Origin of the sequence: Bacillus sp. Pc3, from assembly GCF_000815145.1 — a bacterium.
GTDB classification, from domain to species: domain Bacteria; phylum Bacillota; class Bacilli; order Bacillales; family Bacillaceae; genus Bacillus; species Bacillus velezensis.
The window spans coordinates 2,419,550-2,440,411 of record NZ_CP010406.1 but is presented as its reverse complement, the minus strand read 5'-3'; the positions used below and the strand labels follow the sequence as shown (position 1 = coordinate 2,440,411).

The 20,862-nt window shown below is 46.9% G+C and carries 20 protein-coding genes and 1 pseudogene; 6 read left to right on the top strand and 15 right to left on the bottom strand.

Annotation, left to right across the window (positions count from 1 at the left end; translation table 11 throughout):
• Window position 1: 1 nt before the first annotated feature.
• Window positions 2–1,072 carry a peptide chain release factor 1 gene (gene prfA, locus SB24_RS11615; protein WP_003151139.1) on the bottom strand — a complete coding sequence of 357 codons (1,071 nt, stop codon included), beginning with the start codon at window positions 1,070–1,072 and terminating at the stop codon, window positions 2–4.
• Between the two features lie 111 nt (window positions 1,073–1,183).
• On the opposite strand from prfA, the gene gloA2 reads away from it, so the two are divergent.
• Window positions 1,184–1,567, top strand: a complete 384-nt coding sequence (gene gloA2 / locus SB24_RS11610; protein WP_039253500.1) for an SMU1112c/YaeR family gloxylase I-like metalloprotein — start codon at window positions 1,184–1,186, stop codon at window positions 1,565–1,567.
• A 110-nt stretch (window positions 1,568–1,677) separates the two neighbouring features.
• On the top strand, window positions 1,678–2,241 hold the full coding sequence (gene racA, locus SB24_RS11605) for a chromosome-anchoring protein RacA (protein WP_015418422.1): 564 nt from the start codon (window positions 1,678–1,680) through the stop codon (window positions 2,239–2,241).
• 33 nt (window positions 2,242–2,274) lie between these two features.
• Here racA and SB24_RS11600 read toward each other — a convergent pair whose 3' ends face one another.
• The 11 genes and pseudogenes from SB24_RS11600 to spo0F all read right to left on the bottom strand — a co-directional run bounded on the left by SB24_RS11600 (window position 2,275) and on the right by spo0F (window position 12,744).
• On the bottom strand, window positions 2,275–3,231 hold the full coding sequence (locus SB24_RS11600; RefSeq protein WP_003151136.1) for an AEC family transporter: 957 nt from the start codon (window positions 3,229–3,231) through the stop codon (window positions 2,275–2,277).
• A gap of 85 nt (window positions 3,232–3,316) precedes the next feature.
• Window positions 3,317–5,014 (bottom strand): oxaloacetate-decarboxylating malate dehydrogenase, encoded by a 1,698-nt coding sequence (gene malS, locus SB24_RS11595; RefSeq protein WP_039253498.1) that lies wholly within the window; start codon window positions 5,012–5,014, stop codon window positions 3,317–3,319.
• Window positions 5,015–5,290: 276 nt separating this feature from the next.
• Window positions 5,291–5,881, bottom strand: coding sequence for a thymidine kinase (locus SB24_RS11590; protein WP_014419111.1), 591 nt, complete (start codon window positions 5,879–5,881; stop codon window positions 5,291–5,293).
• 84 nt (window positions 5,882–5,965) lie between these two features.
• Window positions 5,966–6,166 carry a 50S ribosomal protein L31 gene (gene rpmE, locus SB24_RS11585; protein WP_003151132.1) on the bottom strand — a complete coding sequence of 67 codons (201 nt, stop codon included), beginning with the start codon at window positions 6,164–6,166 and terminating at the stop codon, window positions 5,966–5,968.
• A 122-nt stretch (window positions 6,167–6,288) separates the two neighbouring features.
• Window positions 6,289–7,575, bottom strand: a complete 1,287-nt coding sequence (gene rho / locus SB24_RS11580; RefSeq protein ID WP_003151107.1) for a transcription termination factor Rho — start codon at window positions 7,573–7,575, stop codon at window positions 6,289–6,291.
• Window positions 7,572–7,780 (bottom strand): annotated as a pseudogene (locus SB24_RS20660) (hypothetical protein). Before SB24_RS20660 ends, rho begins: the two are co-directional and overlap by 4 nt.
• Window positions 7,781–7,981: 201 nt before the next feature.
• Complete coding sequence (glpX, locus tag SB24_RS11575; RefSeq protein WP_039253495.1) at window positions 7,982–8,947, bottom strand: class II fructose-bisphosphatase; 966 nt, start codon at window positions 8,945–8,947, stop codon at window positions 7,982–7,984.
• Between the two features lie 33 nt (window positions 8,948–8,980).
• Window positions 8,981–10,270 (bottom strand): UDP-N-acetylglucosamine 1-carboxyvinyltransferase, encoded by a 1,290-nt coding sequence (locus tag SB24_RS11570; RefSeq protein WP_014306008.1) that lies wholly within the window; start codon window positions 10,268–10,270, stop codon window positions 8,981–8,983.
• A gap of 309 nt (window positions 10,271–10,579) precedes the next feature.
• Window positions 10,580–11,218 carry a fructose-6-phosphate aldolase gene (gene fsa / locus SB24_RS11565; protein WP_039253490.1) on the bottom strand — a complete coding sequence of 213 codons (639 nt, stop codon included), beginning with the start codon at window positions 11,216–11,218 and terminating at the stop codon, window positions 10,580–10,582.
• A 118-nt stretch (window positions 11,219–11,336) separates the two neighbouring features.
• Window positions 11,337–12,194 carry a class II fructose-bisphosphate aldolase gene (locus SB24_RS11560; RefSeq protein WP_003151102.1) on the bottom strand — a complete coding sequence of 286 codons (858 nt, stop codon included), beginning with the start codon at window positions 12,192–12,194 and terminating at the stop codon, window positions 11,337–11,339.
• A gap of 175 nt (window positions 12,195–12,369) precedes the next feature.
• The gene (gene spo0F, locus SB24_RS11555) at window positions 12,370–12,744 is read right to left on the bottom strand and encodes a sporulation initiation phosphotransferase Spo0F (protein WP_012118670.1); all 375 of its coding nucleotides are present in this window, start codon (window positions 12,742–12,744) and stop codon (window positions 12,370–12,372) included.
• Between the two features lie 164 nt (window positions 12,745–12,908).
• Here spo0F and SB24_RS11550 point away from each other — a divergent pair, with 164 nt between their 5' ends.
• On the top strand, window positions 12,909–13,430 hold the full coding sequence (locus SB24_RS11550; protein ID WP_039253487.1) for a DUF2529 domain-containing protein: 522 nt from the start codon (window positions 12,909–12,911) through the stop codon (window positions 13,428–13,430).
• Window positions 13,431–13,477: 47 nt separating this feature from the next.
• Here the strand turns inward: SB24_RS11550 and pyrG are convergent, their stop codons facing one another.
• From pyrG to SB24_RS11535, 3 genes are all read right to left on the bottom strand, one after another.
• Complete coding sequence (pyrG, locus tag SB24_RS11545; protein ID WP_003151098.1) at window positions 13,478–15,085, bottom strand: glutamine hydrolyzing CTP synthase; 1,608 nt, start codon at window positions 15,083–15,085, stop codon at window positions 13,478–13,480.
• Window positions 15,086–15,325: 240 nt separating this feature from the next.
• Window positions 15,326–15,853 carry a DNA-directed RNA polymerase subunit delta gene (gene rpoE, locus SB24_RS11540; RefSeq protein ID WP_015418423.1) on the bottom strand — a complete coding sequence of 176 codons (528 nt, stop codon included), beginning with the start codon at window positions 15,851–15,853 and terminating at the stop codon, window positions 15,326–15,328.
• A 227-nt stretch (window positions 15,854–16,080) separates the two neighbouring features.
• Window positions 16,081–18,189 carry a (Fe-S)-binding protein gene (locus SB24_RS11535; protein WP_033574387.1) on the bottom strand — a complete coding sequence of 703 codons (2,109 nt, stop codon included), beginning with the start codon at window positions 18,187–18,189 and terminating at the stop codon, window positions 16,081–16,083.
• Window positions 18,190–18,327: 138 nt separating this feature from the next.
• On the opposite strand from SB24_RS11535, the gene cls reads away from it, so the two are divergent.
• From cls to SB24_RS11520, 3 genes are all read left to right on the top strand, one after another.
• Window positions 18,328–19,527: a cardiolipin synthase gene (gene cls / locus SB24_RS11530; protein ID WP_031379128.1), complete on the top strand. Its 1,200-nt coding sequence runs from the start codon at window positions 18,328–18,330 to the stop codon at window positions 19,525–19,527.
• A gap of 12 nt (window positions 19,528–19,539) precedes the next feature.
• Window positions 19,540–20,502, top strand: coding sequence for a UV DNA damage repair endonuclease UvsE (gene uvsE / locus SB24_RS11525; RefSeq protein WP_015418426.1), 963 nt, complete (start codon window positions 19,540–19,542; stop codon window positions 20,500–20,502).
• 68 nt (window positions 20,503–20,570) lie between these two features.
• Window positions 20,571–20,843 (top strand): hypothetical protein, encoded by a 273-nt coding sequence (locus SB24_RS11520; RefSeq protein ID WP_003151087.1) that lies wholly within the window; start codon window positions 20,571–20,573, stop codon window positions 20,841–20,843.
• Window positions 20,844–20,862: the final 19 nt, after the last annotated feature.

Sequence of the window (20,862 nt, the reverse complement as noted above, 5' to 3'; positions counted from 1 at the left end):
CTTAATTTTCCGCCTGCTGGAGCTTGCTTGACTGGTCTTCTACGATTAACGCTTCAACCACTTCATCAAGCTTGCCTTCCAGGATTTGATCCAGCTTTTGAATCGTCAGGCCGATGCGGTGATCCGTCACACGGTTTTGCGGGAAATTGTATGTGCGGATACGCTCGGAACGGTCGCCTGATCCGACGGCTGATTTACGGGTCTGATCATATTCAGCCTGAGCTTCCTGCTGGAATTTGTCATAGATTCTGGCGCGGAGCACCTTCATCGCTTTTTCTTTGTTTTTAATCTGAGATTTTTCATCCTGACAGGATACGACGACACCGGTCGGTAAATGCGTCAGGCGTACGGCCGACATCGTCGTGTTTACGCTTTGTCCGCCCGGTCCGCTTGATGCGAATGTATCGACGCGGATGTCTTTTTCGTGGATGTCCACTTCTACTTCTTCCGCTTCAGGAAGACACGCCACCGTCGCCGTGGATGTATGAATACGGCCGCCTGATTCCGTTTCCGGCACACGCTGTACGCGGTGCGCGCCATTTTCATACTTCAGCTTGGAGTATGCGCCTTTTCCCGTAATCATAAAGATGATTTCTTTGTAACCGCCCGTTCCGGTCACGTTTGCTTCCATGACTTCAGTCTTCCAGCCTTGGATTTCGGCGTAACGGGAGTACATTCTGTAGAGATTTCCCGCAAACAGCGCGGCTTCTTCTCCTCCCGCTGCTCCGCGGATCTCCATGATTACGTTTTTGTCATCGTTCGGGTCTTTCGGGATGAGGAGCACTTTCAAACGCTCTGATAAGGTTTCCGTCTCTCCCTGCAGTTCGGAGATTTCTTCCTTCACCATTTCTCTCATATCGGCATCAAGCTTTTCCTCAAGCATCGCTTTTGCATCGGCAAGCTGTTCTGATGCGTCTCTGTATTGTCTATAGACTTCAACGGTTTCTTGTATATCAGATTGCTCTTTCGAATATTCTCTAAGCTTTTTCGGATCGTTGACCACTTCCGGATCACTTAAAAGCTCATTTAATTTTTCGTATCGTTGTTCAATTGACTGTAAACGGTCTAACACGGTCTTCACCTCTGTTTTCCTGTGCGTAACATTCTCATTATAGTATAGGGCTTATCACCAGTCAAAAGCAATTCGCCTCTGTTATACTGAAGCAAAAAAGGAGGGGCGGATATGCTGAAATCCATACACCATATAGCAATCATATGCTCTGATTATGAAAAGTCGAAAGCTTTTTACACCGAGATACTCGGTTTCGGCATTATAAAAGAAACATACCGAAAGGAACGGGAATCTTATAAACTCGATCTGGCGCTGAACGGCGTGTATGCGATTGAATTGTTTTCCTTTCCCGATCCGCCCGAACGGCCGACCAGACCGGAAGCCGCGGGTCTCCGGCATCTCGCCTTCACCGTAAACGATCTTGAAGCAGCCGTCAGGGAGTTAAAGGAAAAGGGCGTCGGCACAGAACCGATCAGAACCGATCCTCTGACGGGGAAACGGTTTACCTTTTTCTTCGATCCCGACAAGCTTCCGCTTGAATTGTATGAAGCGTAACGTTTTTTGAAGAAATGCCGCTTTCTTTGGCGAATTCCTTCTTGTTTTGTCTAACATGAAGGGAACGCCGCCTCATGGTCGAATACCTAGCAAAAAGGAGGTATGTGATCATGAATACAAACATGGCCGCGAAAGAGCTCGGTGTCTCCGCAAAAACGGTGCAAAGGTGGGTCAAGCAGCTGAATCTTCCGGCTGAGCGGAATGAGCTCGGACATTATTCCTTTACACCTGAAGATCTTGATGTGCTGAAATCGGTCAAACGGCAAATTTCTGAAGGCACTGCCCTTCTGGACGTTCAAGTGCCCCGGCAGCCGAAAAAACGGACAGGCTTCATTTTGCAGCGTCCGAAAATCAATGGCGGCGCTGAACAAAGGTTGGCAGAGCTGGAGCGCAAACTGGACATTCTCACGAAAGAGAAACAAGGTGAGAACCATCTGCTTTCAAGGATAGAGGAGCTTGAACGCCAGCTGAAACAAAAGGCGGATGAAGGGGTGTCTTATCAGCTTCTTCAGCACAGACGGGAAATTGACGACCTCAATACCGAATTGCAGACATTGGCCTCCCGCATCCAGGAACTTGCCCAGACAGCTCCCCTCTCAGAAACAGCCGCTTCTTCAGAACATAAGAAACCCAGAAAAAAAACGAGATTTTCGCCTTTTAAATTTCAATTCTAATCAAAAAAGCTCCCTGAAACAGGGAGCTTTTCATTATGCAGTCAGCGCAATGATGATCGGCAGTGAGATGAGAGATAAAATCGCACTGATCACGAACGCGGACGCAGTTTCTTCCTCTTGTTTTTCGAAACGTGTGGCAATCATCGCCGCTACCGCAGATCCAGGGAATGCAACGAGCAATACCGCTTTCGTGATCTGGTCAGCCGGAAGTCCGACTGCAAGAGCGATCAAGTACATCAGCGCAGGCTGAACGGCAACTTTTAACAAAGCGATACCGAAAGCCGGCAGACTGAGCTTGATGTTGCGGATACCGACAGTTACACCGACGGCAAAGAGTGCAACACCTGATGTTGTGCTTCCGAGCTGATCAAGCATTTTTTCACCCAAGCCAGGGAGTGTCACACCGCAGAGTACCAGGATGATACTGATAAGCGGTGCAGCCGCAAGCGGTTCGGAAAGACCGTGAAGAATAGACTTACCAGTCATTTTCCAGAAGTTCTCGTTTTCGCTGTCTTGTTTCTTAGATGACTCTCCGACAGTAGCGATAATGATCGCAAGCGGGTCAAGGATGGCGTTAACCACGATACCCGTAACGGCGATAGGAATCGCTACTTCGTTTGCTCCGAATAAGCTTCCGAGTACCGGAATACCCATAAATGCAAATGTCGGCTGTGCAGAGTTTAAAGAAAATACAGATGAATTCGTTAAATCATACTTGAAGATAAATTTGCAAACCAACAGAATGACGATAAAGAATCCGACAATCCCAATGATCAAAGCGATCATTAAAGGAACCTGTGATAAAAACGCACTTCTTGAAGTGGTTAAAATACTTGCGATAAAATGCGCCGGAAGCGCGTACTTCGTAACTAAGGTGCTTACCCCTTTTGCTGACTTCGCGTCATAACTTCCGAAGCGACCTGCGAACCATCCCAGCACGATCACGAAAAAGATCGGCGCCAGGAGGATTAAAATATCTAAGAAGCTCAAAATATTCTCCTCCAAATCCTTAATGTCCGTATACTTTAGCCTTTACATAAAAGCTTTCCCTCGGACTGTAAAATTAATCGTAAAATTATTTAGCGATAACTTGTTTATATTGCGGTTTCCACATTGCATCAAGAACGGCTTGTTCTACATTTTCAGGAATGCGGTTTGCCACGCCTTCTTTAATGGCAGTTTCCGCTACGGCGATCGCAACTTTAATTGAAACTTCTTGTAAGTCGCTCATGCTCGGCAGAAGGCCTGCACCCGGTGTTTCAAAATCAACGCTTTCTGCGATTGCGTCAGCAGTTGCCGCAAACATTGCAGGAGTAATCACTTTCGCTTCTACAACGATTGAACCGAGACCAAGTCCAGGGAACGCAAATGCGTTGTTAGATTGTCCGATTTCATGAGAAACGCCATTGTACTCTACATTCTCAAACGGGCTTCCTGTCGCCACAAGCACTTTGCCGTCAGTCCATTTGAAAAGATCGCTAGGAACGGCTTCAGCAAGCGGTGTCGGGTTAGACATCGGCATGATGACCGGACGCTCAACGTGTTTTGCCATTTCTTTGACGATTTCTTCACTGAACGCGCCGCTTTGGCCTGATGTACCGATTAAGATTGTCGGTTTCGCTTGACGGATCACTTCAATGAAAGGAATTTGTCCGTTTTCATCGCGTTTCCAATCTTTAATTTCTTCAGCTGTGCGCAGGTACGGCTCTTGGAAATCAAGAATGTTTTCCATACCTTCAATTAACAAGCCTCTGTAGTCCATTGTGTAGAACGCTTTGTTGGCTTCTTCTTCAGAAAGACCGGCAAGCACCATAGTGTCGCGGATTTGGTCAGCGATTCCGATTCCGGCAGATCCCGCACCGAAGACAACCACACGCTGGTCTTTAATAGACGCGCCTGTTTTCTTCATAGCCGCAAGCACACCTGCAAGCGTAATCGCGCCTGTTCCTTGAATGTCATCGTTGAATGTAAGAATTTCATGGTTGTATTTCTTCATGATATTGCGCGCGTTTTTGTTTCCAAGGTCTTCCCAGTGAAGAAGAGCTTTAGGGAAATATTTAAGCGCAGCTTTTACATAAGCGTCAATGAAAGCTTCATAACGTTCGCCTTGGATACGTTCATGACGGTTACCGATGTATAAAGGATCGTTCAGAAGTTTTTCATTGTTCGTACCGACGTCAAGAACGACAGGAATAACACGGCTTGGGTCAATACCGGCAGCCGCTGTGTATACGGCTAATTTACCGATGGCGATGTTGATACCGCCTACACCCCAGTCACCGATTCCGAGGATGCTTTCTGAGTCTGTCGCAACGATCAAATCAATATCTCCGGCAGTGGCATGAAGGTTTTCAAATGCCTCTTCGATTCCTTCTACATTGTCGATAGAAAGGTAAATCCCTTGAGGTCTTCTGTACTCATGGCTGTATTCTTGAATCGCTTCACCGACAGTCGGTGTGTAAACAACCGGCAGCATTTCACGAAGATGGTTTTGAAGCAATTTAAAGAAAAGAACTTCGTTACGGTTTTGCAAATCATTCAAATATACGTTTTGGCGAAGGCGGTCCGGCTGAGCTTGAAACTGCTCGTATGCGCGTTTTGCCTGCTCATCAAGAGACAGAATGGTCGGAGGAAGCAGCCCGTCTAATCCAAGGCTTTTTCTTTCTTCTGCTGAAAACGCAACACCTTTATTTAAAGTAGGGATAGATAGAACTTCTTTTCCTCTTAAAGTAGTTTCTAAGTTGCCTTCCTTCGTTACTTTAATATTATTCAAGAAAATCTCCTTCTTTCTTCAAATAGTTAACAAAGTTAAGTAATTACCCATTTTGGCCAGTGTGATCGCGATCTGCTATATCTTTTTTTGACAATTATTCGAACAATGTCTCATAACTATTTACATTACTTAGTCATTTTATGCCTGTAAAAATGAAAATTCAAGAGATGAAAATTACTTAATTTTTTCATACTCTTTTTTAAGTTATTTAACTACAATTTTTGAAAAAACGTCAAAAAAACACCGGATTTTTTACCGATGTTTTCATGAAAAGGGTTATTTATCAGACTGTTTTTTCGGCACTTCGTGATGATGTCTGCATCTCGCTTCGTATGACTCCGACGCGCCGACTAAAATGACCGGATCATCATAGGAAGCGGGCTTCCCGTCAATCAAACGCTGCGTACGGCTTGCCGGCGACCCGCAAACGGAGCAGACCGCCTGCAGCTTCGTCACTGATTCGGCAACCGCCATCAGATTCGGCACCACGCCGAACGGCTCTCCCCGGAAATCCATATCAAGTCCGGCCGCGATGACACGATAGCCTTTATCCGCAAGCGAGGATAAGTCGCCGATGATCGATTCGCCGAAAAACTGCACTTCATCTACCGCAATGACGTCCGTGCTTTCACTGATATGATCCCATATTTCAGCCGAAGACGAGATGACGTGGCTTGTCATGGAGGTGCCGTTGTGAGAAACGACAGCCTCCTCACTGTAGCGATTATCAATGGCAGGTTTGAACACCTTGACCTCCTGCTTCGCATAAGTCGCTCTTTTCACTCTGCGGATCAGCTCTTCTGATTTCCCAGAGAACATGCTGCCGCATATCAGCTCAAGCCATCCGCTTTGCTTCATTATGTACATAGGCTATCCGCTCCCCTTTTTTTCCTGTTTATGGACATAAAAAACAGGCAAGAAGCAATTCTTGCCTGCCTGTAAAATCTATTATTACTTAAGACCGTATTTTTTGTTAAAGCGATCAACACGACCATCAGCAGAAGCGAATTTTTGACGTCCAGTGTAGAATGGGTGGCATTCAGAGCAAATCTCAACGCGTACCTCTTCTTTTACTGAGCCTGTTTCAAATTCATTTCCGCAAGCGCATTTAACTGTTGCTTTTTTGAAATTAGGATGAATTCCTGCTTTCATTGTATCCATCTCCTTCCGCCCTGAATCCCGTGTGGAAACAGAGTTATTATTCCGGAGCGAATCCGGAACGCATATGAGAGAATTATATCAGTCATTTACTGCATTTGCAAATACATTTTTTATCAGCGGCGGGCTGATGATGAAAGGTTTGCCTGCTTCCATTCTTGGTTGATCAGATCGAAGAATTCCTGATTCGTTTTTGTTTTTTTCATTTTTCTCATAAACTTCTCTGCGAAGTCCGGAGAATCAGACATCGATTTGCGGATCGCCCATAGACGGTCAAGATGCTCTTTCGGCACGAGCAGCTCTTCCTTCCGCGTGCCGGAGCGGCGGATATCGATCGCCGGGAAAATCCGTCTTTCCGCGAGAGAACGGTCAAGGTGAAGCTCCATGTTGCCCGTTCCTTTAAACTCTTCATAGATGACGTCATCCATCCGGGAACCCGTGTCTACGAGCGCCGTCGCCAAAATGGTCAGGCTGCCGCCCTCTTCAATGTTTCTCGCGGCACCGAAAAAGCGCTTCGGACGATGGAACGCAGCCGGGTCAATCCCGCCGGAAAGCGTACGTCCGCTTGGCGGGATAACGAGGTTGTAGGCCCGTGCCAGGCGGGTAATGCTGTCCATCAGAATGATAACGTCTTTTTTGTGTTCAACGAGACGCATCGCCCGTTCAAGCACAAGCTCCGCTACCTTAATGTGATTTTCCGGCACTTCATCGAACGTCGAGCTGACGACATCGCCCGCTACGGAACGTTCAATATCCGTTACTTCTTCCGGTCTTTCATCAATTAAGAGAACGATCAATTCAGCGTCAGGCTGATTTGTCGTAATGCTGTTAGCGATTTCTTTTAACAGCATGGTTTTACCGGCTTTCGGCGGCGCCACGATCAGACCGCGCTGGCCGAAACCGACGGGAGCCATCATATCGAGAATTCTTGTTGAGAGATAATTCGGTTTCGTCTCAAGCACCATTTGGCGGTCCGGATAAAGCGGTGTCAGCGCGGGAAAATGAACGCGCTCTTTCGCAGATTCCGGATCGTCTCCATTTACCGCTTCAACGTGCAAAAGTCCGTAATAGCGTTCGTTTTCTTTCGGCGGACGCACCTTGCCGGATACTTTGTCACCGTTTCTTAAATCAAAGCGGCGGATCTGGGAAGCAGAAATATAGATGTCTTCTGAGCTTGGCGAGTAATTAATCGGTCTGAGGAAGCCGAATCCTTCCGATTGGATGATTTCGAGCACGCCTTCCATAAACAGAAGATCCTCCTGCTCGGCGTTGGCTTTCAGGATGGCAAAGATTAATTCTTTTTTAGTCAGTTTGCTGTAGTAGGAGATTTTATAATGTCTGGCCAGTTCATATAGTTCTTTTAATTTCATATTTTCCAAAGAGGAAATAGATACGTCTTTCATAAAAACACCACGCTTTTCATAGTCAATGTATTGCTGTTTTCATTCAAATCGGCTGCTTCGCATGATTCCGCCAAAGCACATTCTTTTATAAAACGTTCAGGAACTTCTATCGGTAACACTTCCACCCATGATCGGCGCTTTTTTAAAAAAGGAATGTCTTAATGAGTTTTGAAGGAAGCGAGGACAAAAACTTGAGAAGATCAATATTTATATCGTCTGTATGCGGTAGAATTTGAAAATTTCCCAGTACTCAAAAGAAGGAATGACACAGAAAAATCGCAGCACTCTTTATTTTTACCTCATTTCAAAAAATTATTCAACTTAAATAATGCTTTGACATATAAATGATAGGGTTGACTCTTTTTTGCAAAAGAAAAGCGGGACTTTCCGTCCCGCTTTTCTCTATTTATGGCCGGATCACAAGATTTGGTTTTTTCTTCAGGCTGTGTCTTCCGTCAACGAATCGGACCGTTCCTGATTTCGCACGGATGACCAGGCTTTCAGTCGTGCCGACGGAGCCTTTGAACTGAACGCCTTTCAGCAGCTCTCCGTCCGTCACGCCCGTTGCGGCAAAAATGACGTCATCCCCTCTCACAAGGTCCTCCATCCGGAGCACTTTGGATACATCAAGGCCCATTCGCTCACAGCGGGCCTGCTCTTCCGCACTTTGCGGCAGAAGCCTGCCGATGATTTCGCCGCCGAGCGCTTTTAACGCAACGGCAGACAGCACGCCTTCAGGAGCCCCGCCTGAACCGAAGAGAATGTCTACTCCCGTATGGTCAAAGGCCGTATTGATGGCGCCCGCGACATCACCGTCGTTGATCAATTTGATTCTGGCGCCCGCCTCACGCAATTCAGAGATGATTTTTTCGTGTCTGTCACGATTTAAAATGGTTGCCACGACATCTTCAATGTCTTTATTTTTCGCTTTCGCAACGGCTTTTAAGTTATCAATGACAGGCGCTTCGATATCGATGCAGCCTACCGCTTCGGGACCGACCGCGATTTTTTCCATATACATATCCGGGGCGTTCAGCAATGTTCCATGGTCGGCGACCGCGATCACCGTCAGCGCATTCCAGCCGCCGCTCGCTACGATGTTTGTGCCTTCAAGAGGATCGACGGCGACATCGACGCGCGGGCCGTATCCGTTTCCGAGCTTTTCGCCGATGTAAAGCATCGGCGCTTCATCCATCTCGCCTTCCCCGATCACGACCGTGCCTTTCATCGGCACCGTGTCAAACACGTCACGCATTGCGCTTGTCGCCGCATCATCAGCTTCATCTTTTTTCCCGCGGCCCATCCATCTGGCAGATGCTAAAGCCGCCGCTTCAGTGACTCGAACCAATTCCATCGATAAGCTTCTTTCCATTTCAACACGATCTCCTCTCAAAAGTCCGCATTTCTATGAATTTTGGAGCTGTTCTATCTCTTCGTCCGTCAGCCTTTGCCGCCAGATTGTGGCGCCCAGACCTTCGAGTTTTTTCTCAAGATTGCTGTAGCCGCGGTCTAAATGCTCGAGACCGGTAATTTCGGTTACGCCGTCAGCCATGAGTCCGGCGACGACCAGACAAGCGCCTGCACGCAGATCGCTCGCCTTTACTTTTGCGCCCTGAAGCTCGGCCGGACCGGTGATAATGGCCGACCTGCCTTCCACTTTCATATTGGCCCCCATCCGTCTCAGCTCATCTATATGTTTAAATCGGGCCGAGTAGATGGTATCGGTTACGACGCTCGTGCCGCTGGCTCTCGTTAACAGAGATGTCATCGGCTGCTGAAGATCAGTCGGGAATCCCGGGTAAACAAGCGTTTTTACGTCGACCGGTTTTATCTGCTTCTGCCCGCCGAGCATAAGAAGCTGATCGTCACTCGTCTCGATGTAAAAACCCATTTCCCTGAGCTTCGCCGTTAAAGACTCCAGGTGAGTCGGTATGACATTATCAATAATGACTTCTTTCCCCATCGCGGCGCCGGCGATCATAAAGGTGCCCGCCTCAATTCTGTCCGGAATGATCGTATGCCTGCATCCGTGCAGCTCTTTTACGCCGTCGATTCTGATTACATTGGTTCCCGCGCCTTTGATCTTTGCGCCCATGCTGGTGAGCAATGTGGCAACATCAATAATCTCAGGTTCCTTGGCGGCGTTTTCTATCACGGTTTTACCTTCAGCCAGTACAGCGGCAAGCATGATATTGATCGTCGCTCCGACGCTGACGACATCTAAATAAATCCGTGCGCCTCTCAGCCTTTCGGCGCGCAGATAAATCGCGCCTTGTTCATTGGTGACTTCCGCCCCAAGCGCCTCAAACCCTTTGATATGCTGGTCAATCGGCCGCGGCCCGAGATGGCATCCGCCCGGCAGTCCGATGACCGCCTGTTTGAAGCGGCCGAGCATCGCGCCCATTAAGTAATAGGAAGCGCGGAGTTTTTTCACTTTGCCGTTGGGAAGCGGCATGCTGATCATCGGGGAAGGGTCGACGACCATTTCTCCTTTTTCAAAATGGACGTTTCCGCCGATTTCTTTCAGCAGGTCACGCAGCGTTTCAATATCTGAGATCTCCGGAAGCCCTTCGATCGTTACTTCGGAATTTGCCAGAATGGTTGCGGGTATCAATGCGACGGCGCTGTTTTTCGCGCCGCTGATATGTACGGTTCCGTTTAACGGATCGCCGCCGGCAATATTCAACTTTTCCATGATAGTCTCCTTCCATAAGAAGATAGCTGCGGAGCGTAAATAAAATGGCATTTTATTCTGTCTCTGCAAATAAAGCTCTTGTCCAAAATGTAGCCAATTCGTAGAGAAAGAATACAAGGACATTATAAAATAACAGGAAGAAAATAGCGAAGCTTTGCGGGGCATTTTTAACACAGGATGCACAGAGGCCCGCCGGGTTCATATTCCGGGGAAACACACTCTTCACTTTGATACTGAAGGCCCGCTGCCAAACAGGAAAACATAAGGGTGCGGCAAACGGATGCAACCGGTTTGCCGCCCTTTTCCCCCTTATTTATTCCAGTCAGCCAAGAATTGCTCGATGCCTTTATCCGTTAACGGGTGTTTCGTCAGCTGGTGAATGACTTTCAGCGGCATCGTACCGATATGCGCACCGCGTAAAGCGGCTTCAGTCACGTGCTGTGCATGACGGATGGAAGCTGCGATGATTTGTGTATCAATGTCATGAATGTCAAAAATCTGTCTTATTTCTGAAATCAGTTCAAGACCGTTATGGCCGATGTCATCCAGACGGCCTAAGAACGGAGATACATAAGTCGCTCCGGCTCTTGCCGCCAAAAGCGCTTGGTTGGCGCTGAAAATGAGCGTTACGTTTGTTTTAATGTTCAGGTCGCTCAGCGCTTTTACGGCTTTTAACCCTTCAGACGTCATCGGGATTTTCACCGTAATATTCGGCGCGATATTCGCAAGTTCTTTACCTTCTTCAATCATTTCTTCAGCATTCAGGGAAATGACTTCCGCGCTTACTGATCCGCTCACGACTTCCGTAATCTCACGAAGTCTGTCATGGAAAGACACGTCAGCTTCTTTCGCCACTAAACTAGGGTTTGTCGTAACTCCGGCAAGAACGCCAAGTTCATAAGCTTCTTTAATCTCGTCAATGTTTGCTGTATCAATGAAAAATAACATAAGGAAAGCCTCCCCAGTAATAAATTTTCAGAACTGTAAAACATGATTGCGCTTTCTAAAGGTAAGACATAAAACCGCCTGTCAATGCTGTCAGGCGGTTTATGGATGTTACATTGAATTAAGCTTGGTTTGAAGAACCGAACTCACGCATTTTGCCGATAACCGTTTCTTTGATTGCTTCACGAGCAGGTCCAAGATATTTACGAGGATCGTATTCGTTCGGCTTAGCTGCCAATGTTTCGCGGACAGCTTTTGCAGAAGAAATTTGGTTTTCAGTGTTTACGTTGATTTTAGCCGTACCAAGTGAGATTGATTTTTTAATGTCGGCAGTCGGAATTCCTGTACCGCCGTGAAGTACTAACGGAAGGCCGGTTGATTTTCCTATATCTTCCATTTCTTTGAAACCGAGGTTCGGTTCGCCTTTGTAAGGACCGTGAACAGAACCCAGTGCAGGTGCAAGGCAGTCGATGCCAGTGCGCTCTACAAGTTCTTGACACTCTTTAGGGTCAGCATAGATTACGCCTTCAGCGATCACGTCATCTTCCTGTCCGCCTACAGTTCCAAGCTCAGCTTCAACTGAAACGCCGTGGAAATGAGCAAGCTCAACCACTTTAGCTGTAGTTGCTACGTTTTCCTCAAACGGATGGTGAGATGCGTCGATCATTACAGAAGTGAAACCTGCATGAATCGCTTTCGCACAAGATTCAAAGCTTGAACCGTGGTCTAAGTGAATCGCGACAGGAACTGTCACTTTGTATTCTTCCATAAGAGCTTTAACCATGGCAACCACTGTTTTGAAGCCGCCCATGTAGCGTCCCGCGCCTTCTGAAACACCAAGAATAACCGGGGATTTTTCCTCTTCTGCTGCTTGTAAAATAGCTTGAGTGAACTCAAGGTTATTTAAGTTAAATTGTCCAACAGCATATCCTTTTTCTTTAGCTGTATTCAACATTTCCGTCATTGAAACTAAAGGCATGTCGAAAGTCCTCCTTATGTAGCCTGATTTGCTTCTTCTCGAAAAAAGCTTTCCACCTATAGCATGACCATAAAAACCTGTCATATGTAAAACAACAGATCGCTTTTTCTCCATCTCTAGGATACCAACTTTTCGACAAATCGGCAACACAATGACATAATTGTTTCTAATTTTATTAATTCGATTTTAGAGGTAAATATTTTTTCACCGCGTCTCTGATCTCATCAATGTCAAAAGGTTTCGCAAAATGGGTCAGCGCTCCGAGCTCTTTTGATTCCTTAATCATATCGAGTTCTCCGTAAGCGGTCATGATAATGACGCGGATGGATTCGTCGATCATCTTCATGCGCTTGAGAATTTCGATACCGTCCATGCCGGGGATTTTCATATCTAAAAGCACGAGATCGGGCCGTTCTTTCGTTACAATGTCCAGCGCCTGTATGCCGTTGGCGGCCTGAAACGTCTGGTACCCTTCTTTATGAAACACTTCATTGAGCAATATGCGTATACCGTATTGGTCATCTACGATTAAAATCTTTTCATTCATCATTTTACACCCCAATATTATCATTTTCGTCAAAAGGAAGCAGTTGTTTATGTATTCTGTTTGATTTTCACATTTCCTTTAATTATAATAGTCTACTTTCCGACATTTTCTGAGCATTTTCTCTTTTGTTGTATACTGTTCTTGTATGTGTAAAGGAGGTTTCACTCATGTTAAAGATATTTACGACACAGCTTGCAGGCATTTTTTCCCGCATTCAGGATAAGGAATCCGAAGCAATAGAAGACGGCGCGCGCCTGCTGGCGCAGGCAGCCGTCAGCGGTCATACCATTTATTTATACGGCGCAAATGAGATGCAGGGCATTTTGTGCGAGGCGGAACTCGGCTCAGAACCGATGCCTTCCGTCAAAGCGTTTCCGGATACAGCTGATTCGATTACAGAAAGCGACAGGGTGCTGATGTTTTGTTCAGGTCCGGGAACAGCTGAAGAACAGACGCTGGCTCAAAAGCTTTATGAAAAAGGGGTCGGCCTCGTTTGCGTATCTCCTGTCATCAAAGATCAAACCGGGATTGAGGAATTTTGTGATGTTCATATTGACAGCAAATTAAAAATGCCGCTTCTGCCCGATGAAGACGGGACAAGATACAGCTTTCCTTCATTAATGACAGGCCTGTATGTCTATCACGCGCTATCCTTTACGTTAAAGGAAATGATGCAGGAATATGCCTGATGCAGAAAAAAGACTTGCCGCTTTTAAAGGAGGCAAGTCTTTTTTTATTACTTCTGTTCTGCAGCTTGTACGGAAGCGCCGATAAAGTCTTTGAATAAAGGCTGAGGTCTTGTCGGTCTTGATTTGAACTCAGGGTGGAACTGGCAAGCGACATACCAAGGATGGTCTTTCAGCTCGATGATTTCCACAAGACGGCCGTCAGGGCTTGTTCCTGAGAACACAAAACCGTTCTCTTCCATTTGCTGTCTGTATTCGTTGTTGAATTCATAACGGTGGCGGTGGCGTTCGTATACCACTTCATCCGCATACGCTTCGAAGGCTTTCGTGTCTTCCTGAAGCTTACAAGGGTACAGTCCGAGACGAAGCGTTCCTCCAAGATCCTCGACATCTTTTTGTTCTGGCAGAAGGTCGATGATCGGATAAGGGGTGGACGGATCGATCTCCGCAGAGTGAGCCCCTTCCAGGCCTAATACGTTTCGAGCATATTCAATGGATGCAATCTGCATACCGAGGCAGATGCCGAAGAACGGAATTTTATTCTCACGCGCATACTTGGCGGCAATGATTTTCCCTTCTACGCCGCGGTCCCCGAAACCGCCGGGCACGATGATTCCGTCTGTGCCGCCAGTCAGCTCTTGAATATTGCTTTCTGTCACTTCTTCGGCGTTAATCCATTTGATCTTCACATCAGCGTCAAACGCATAGCCCGCGTGGCGCAGTGATTCAACGACTGAAATGTAAGCGTCCTGAAGCTCGACGTATTTACCAACTAGGCTGATTGTAATGGTTTTAGACAAGTTTTTCACTTTCGTGACAAGGTCTTTCCATTCCGTCATATCCGGGTCTTTGCATTCTAATTTCATATGATCGCAGACAAGCTTATCGAGTCCCTGCTCCTGAAGGTTAAGCGGGATGGAGTAAAGGTTGTCCGCATCTTCGCACTCGATGACCGCTTTCGTGTCAATATCGCAGAAGAGCGCGATTTTATCTTTCATATCTTGAGAAATCGGCATTTCCGTGCGCACGACGATGATATTAGGCTGAATACCGAGGCTTCTCAGCTCTTTTACGCTGTGCTGCGTCGGTTTTGTTTTCAGCTCGCCCGCCGCTTTGATGTACGGAACAAGCGTACAGTGAATGTACATCACGTTTTCATGGCCGATGTCGCTTTTCATTTGACGGATGGCTTCAAGGAACGGAAGGGATTCGATGTCTCCCACTGTTCCGCCGATCTCAGTAATGACTACATCTGCGTTTGTTTCTTTGCCTGCACGGTACACGCGGTCTTTCAGTTCATTTGTGATGTGCGGAATGACCTGAACCGTTCCGCCGAGGTAGTCCCCGCGGCGCTCTTTTTTCAATACGGCGGAATAGATTTTACCGGTCGTCACGTTGCTGAATCTGTTCAGATTAATGTCAATGAAACGCTCATAATGCCCTAAGTCAAGGTCAGTCTCAGCGCCGTCATCGGTAACGAATACCTCACCGTGCTGGTACGGGCTCATCGTTCCCGGGTCAACGTTGATATAAGGGTCAAATTTTTGGATGGTGACGCTCATGCCTCTGTTTTTCAAAAGGCGGCCAAGTGATGCAGCCACAATTCCTTTTCCGAGTGATGATACAACTCCCCCGGTTACAAAAATATATTTCGTCATTTCGTTTGCTCCTCTCTTCGGTCTGCGCTACATTCCTTAAAATGTGCCGTTTTATAGAAAATCATTTCACTAAAAACAAATGATGTGTAAAAGAATTTGGGAGATGAAAATAAGAAAGCTCCCTTTCAATTTCTTGAAAGGGAGCGTAGCACTCTTATGAATTCTCTTCTTTTTGAAGAGCCCAAAATACATACTACATAGTTCGACAATGAAAGTCAAGATCGTTTTGCTGATATAAAATCAGTCTTTGCGATCCTCTTCCTCATCATCATAATCTTCCTCATCTTCTTCAATCATCTCGTCTTCGATCTCAAGCTCGTCGTCATCTTCTTCATCGATATCTTCGTCGTCAAAGCTGTCTGCGTCAAGGTCAATATCTTCTTCTATTTCATCGAGATCGATGTCATCTTCGTCAACTTCCTCGAATTCATCAAGGTCGAGATCTTCCTCAACGACTTTTTTCGCTTTTTTCTTTTTCGCTTTTACAGTCGGCTGTGTTTCTTCGTCCAGCTGATCGTACGGATACCAGCTGCGAAGCCCCCACGTCTGGTCTGACAGAGCAATAAAGCGGCCGTCAATGTTCAGGTCTGTATAAAATTGGGCGATACGGTCGCCCAGTTCCTCTTTCGTAACACCGAGCAAGGAGATCATTTCATTCAGCAGCTCCTGGAACGGAACCGGTTTTTTATGTTCTGAGAAAATTTCGTGAGCGATTTCAACTAAAGCCATCTGCTTCAGCTGTTCCTGAGAATATTGTTTGATACTCAAGGTCGGACACTCCCTTTCTATTACTTATATGTATCTGTTTCTATCCTATAATAAGAACGAATTTGTATTGTTTTGTTCATAAACCATACCTCTCATTATAAACAAATTAAAACAGAATATGCTACCCTTAACAGCGTAATTTAAGAAATTTTAGAGCTGTCCCTTCATAAATGGGCTGATGTGCGAAAACAAAGCCGCCGGCATATGCGCCGGCGGCCCGCTTCTTTCTATAAAGACTCTTGTTTTTCAGCGCCGAATACAGACATGGCGAGCAATTCACTGACATCATAAGTGCCGACAGCGTCTTCGGCTTCTTTCGCTTTCGTACCGTCACCGAGCATGGTCAGACAGTAAGGACAGCCGGAGCTGATGACCGTCGGACTGACAGAAAGCGCCTGCTCAGTCCGGGCCGTGTTGATTCTCGCTCCCGTTTCTTCTTCCATCCACATGAGCCCTCCCCCGGCGCCGCAGCACATCCCGTTTTCGCGGCTGCGCTCCATTTCCTTCAATTGAACGCCCGGAATGGCTTTTAAGATCGCTCTCGGCGGCTCATACACTTCATTGTATCTTCCTAAATAGCACGAGTCATGGAAGGTAATCGTTTCATTCACCGGGTGAAGCGGTTTTAGTTTCCCCTGTGACACAAGCTCGGCTAATAATTCAGTATGATGATAGACTTCGGCCCGGAATCCGAAATCAGGATATTCATTTTTGAACATATTATAGGCGTGCGGATCAATCGTCACGATTTTTTTGATTCCGTGTTTTTCAAATTCGCCGATGTTGTGTTCCGCCAGCTCTTGAAACAGAAACTCGTTGCCCAAACGGCGCGGCGTATCGCCTGAGTTTTTTTCCTTATTGCCGAGAATCGCAAAGGATACGCCCGCTTCATTAAGCAGCTTTGCAAATGAGACGGCAATCTTTTGGCTCCTGTTATCGTAGGAACCCATTGAGCCTACCCAAAACAAATAGTCGAACTCTTTGTCTTGTTTTTTCATTTCTTTCACTGTCGGAATCTCTGTATCGGCCTGCTCCCGCCAGTTCTCCCGCTCTTTCCGGTTTAAGCCCCACGGGTTTCCCTGTCTTTCAATGCTAGTCATGGCCCGCTGCGCGTCGCTGTCCATCTTCCCTTCCGTAAGCACAAGATAACGTCGCAGATCGATAATTTTATCAACGTGTTCATTCATGACCGGACATTGATCTTCACAGTTGCGGCAAGTGGTGCACGCCCAAATCTCCTCTTCCGTGATGACCTCGCCGATTAAGCTCGGGTTGTAATCGATGGCTGCCGCCGCTTCACGCGATCCTCCCCCTGAGGAAGCCGCGGCGAGCTGATTCGCCTTCGTGTGCTGAAAAACGGGCGCGGGCACCCACGGAGATTTTGACGTCACGGCAGCGCCTTTTTCCGTCAAATGGTCTCTGAGCTTTAAAATGAGGTCCATCGGCGAGAGCATCTTGCCCGTACCGGAGGCCGGACACATATTTGTACAGCGGCCGCATTCGACGCAGGCGTAAAGGTCGACAAGCTGAGAGCGGCGGAAGTCTTCAATCTTTCCGACGCCGTAGCTTTCTTTCGTCTCATCGGTGAAATCGATTTTTTCCAGCTTTCCTTTTGAATCCAGCCTGCTGAGGAAAACATTCGCCGGACCCGCAATTAAGTGCGCATGCTTTGATTGCGGCACGTACACTAAAAAGCTGAGCAAAAACAACAGATGAAGCCACCATGAAACATAAAACACGGCGGCGGCCGCCGGCGCTGAAAGACCGCCGAGCACAATCGCAATGGAGGAGGCGATCGGCTCCGTCCAAGACAGAGAATGATCGTGCCATAAAAGGTTCATAGCGTTCCCGAGAAGCACCGTCACCATCAGTCCGCCGATAAACAGCAGGACAAGCCCCGCTTTAAACCCGCGTTTCAGTCTGACGAGTTTTTCAATGTAGCGCCGGTAAAACGCCCAGACTACGGCGACTAAAATCAGAAACGTGACGATTTCCTGAAAAAAGGTAAACGCCGGATAAAGCGGACCGAACGGCAGATGGCGGTCAGGAAGCAGCCCTTTCAGAATAAAATCAATTGCGCCGAACTGAACGAGTATAAAACCGTAAAAAAACAGAACGTGGATGATGCCGCTCTTTTTATCTTTCAGCAGTTTTTTCTGTCCGAACACATTCACCCATATCTTCTGAAGACGTTCTTTCAGGCGTTTATCAAATTCTTCCCTTTGGCCGAGCTTAATATAAGCGATCCTCGTTCTGATCAGGTAAACGAATAAATAAACGGCGTAAGCGGTTACAGCTGAAAACAGCAGCGCGTTTACCATGAGAAATGCGTTCATCTTGTCTCCCCCTTTGTTCTGATACCCCTCTTCATTGTCATATCTTTACTTTATCATAAATAATGAATGAGTGTTCAGTCAATAATTAAATTCACATTCTCAGGGCACACTACGAATACTTCGGAAAGGAGCGTCGGTATGAAGGTCATTTTTGTGTTGCTTGTCATTTTTATCATATTGATCGCACTTATGCTGCTTGATATGCTGCTTGGCCGGGCGGCGTACAAAAAACAGGCGTATGAGCCCGTTTTTGACCCGAAAAAGAGTGATATCACACTCATTCACTGCGGCAGCGAGCTTGTGCGGCAGATGACGGCTGATATCCGCCAAGCCGTCTCTTCTATTCATATGATGTTTTTTATTATGAAGAACGACCAAGTCAGCCATGAGATGTTTCATTTATTGAAGGAAAAGGCCCAGGCCGGCGTCTCCGTATATCTGCTGCTCGATTGGGCGGGCAGCCGCCAAGTGAAAAAGCCTTCCATTCAAACGATGAAAAAAGCCGGCGTTCACGTTCATTTTCTAAATAAACCGGCATTTCCGTTTCTATTTTTCAGGCTGCAAAAACGGAATCACCGGAAAGTGACCGTCATTGACGGCAAAATCGGCTATGTCGGCGGTTTTAATATCGCTGAAGAGTACCTCGGCAAAAAAGCGAAGTTCGGAAACTGGGAGGATTATCACCTGCGGATGACCGGAGAAGGCACGGCGGATCTTCAGACTCTTTTTGTAAGCGATCTGAAACGAAACACCGGAAAAGCACCCGGATCACCCGGGGTTTATCCGGCATTATCCGAAGGGAATATCTCTCATAGGACATATGCGTCTGACGGTTTTTCGCTTGAATCGCATTATGAAAACTGCATCCGTAAGGCGGAGAAAAAAATCATTATCGGCACGCCTTATTATGTACCGAGCAAAAAGCTTCAGGAAGCGCTTATTTCAGCCTGCCGAAAAGGCATCAAAGTCATCTTGATCGTGCCGATGAAGTCAGACCACCCGTTCGTTCGGGAAACAGCTTTTACCTATTATCCCGAGCTTCTGAAGGCCGGCTGCCTCATCTATCGGTATTATCAAGGCTTTTATCATGTCAAAGCTTTCATTATTGATGACCGCATCAGCATTATCGGCACGCCGAATTTTGATAAACGGAGTCTGTTCTGGAATGAAGAGGTGAATGTCATCATTCATGATGAAGCCTTTACAAAGAAAGTGCTTTCAACCATAAAGCAGGACATCGAAAAATCCGAGCTTCTCACATTAGAAAAAGTGAAACAGCGCTCCGTCAGACAGCTTCCTGCAGAATGGCTGGGAAAGGCCATATCTTACTTTTTATAAAGGAGAAACCATATGCTGTTCAGATTCGGATTCGTCGCAAACGCCATGTGCCTTTGGGACGCGTCCCCCGCAAAAACCTTAACATATGCGCGCTATACCAAGCTTTCCCGCAGTGAGCGGAAAGACGCCCTGCTTTCTGTGACGAAAGCAAATCTTACCAATACGCTGCGCACCATCCACTATGTGGTCGGCCACGGCATCCCGCTGTACAGGTTCTCAAGCTCGATTGTGCCGCTCGCCACCCATCCGGATGTGCTGTGGGATTTTGTCACGCCGTTTCGCCAGGAGTTTCGTGAGATCGGCGGGCTGGTCAGAAAATATGACCTCAGAACGAGCTTTCATCCGAACCAATTCACGCTTTTTACAAGCCCGAAACAGGAGATTACCGCAAATGCGGTCAAGGATATGGCCTATCATTATGACATGCTGGACGCAATGGGCATCGCGGACCGTTCCGTCATCAACATCCATGTCGGAGGCGCTTACGGTGACAAACAAAGCGCGCTTGGCCGTTTCCGCGTGAATCTGAAAGAACTTCCCGATGTCATCAAACAGCGGATGACTTTAGAAAACGATGATAAAACATATACGTCCGAGGAAACACTCAGTGTATGTGAACAAGAAGGCATTCCGTTTGTGTTTGATTATCACCATTTTTACGCCAATCCGACCGATGACGCTGATTTAGATGACATTCTTCCGCGGATGATCAAAACATGGCAGCGGATCGGCTTAAAGCCGAAGGTCCATCTCTCCTCGCCAAAATCAGAATCAGCCGTACGCAGTCATGCGGACTATGTAGATGCGAATTTTATTCTCCCGGTGCTGGAGCGGTTCAGACAATGGGATACGGACATCGATTTTATGATTGAGGCGAAAGAGAAAGACCGGGCGCTGCTCCGGCTCGTCGAAGAATTAAGCGCCATCCGCGGAGTCAAACGCCTGGCGGGCGGAGTGCTGAAGTGGAAGGCATAACCAGGTTTATCACCCGTTTATATGGGGAATTTCCGAAATAACAGACCATCAGACGGAGGAGAAAACATATGAAAAACATTACATCTTTGAAAATAGCCGCTAAGAAGTTCACTTTACGAAACATGCTTCAGCTTTATCAGCTTTGCCACACGGGAGGCCATGAGCTGTATATCTACTCTAAAAAAACGATGTGCAAAATCAAAGATATCATTGAGCTGGAAACGTTCAGAATGGCCCATAAAGAACAAGAATATTTAATTGTAGTGGAAGGAAAAAAAGCGGTGCAGCTTGTTGACCGTTTCAAACATATCATCGAACCTGCGCAAAAAGAAGCCCATTAAATACGGACTACATAAAAAA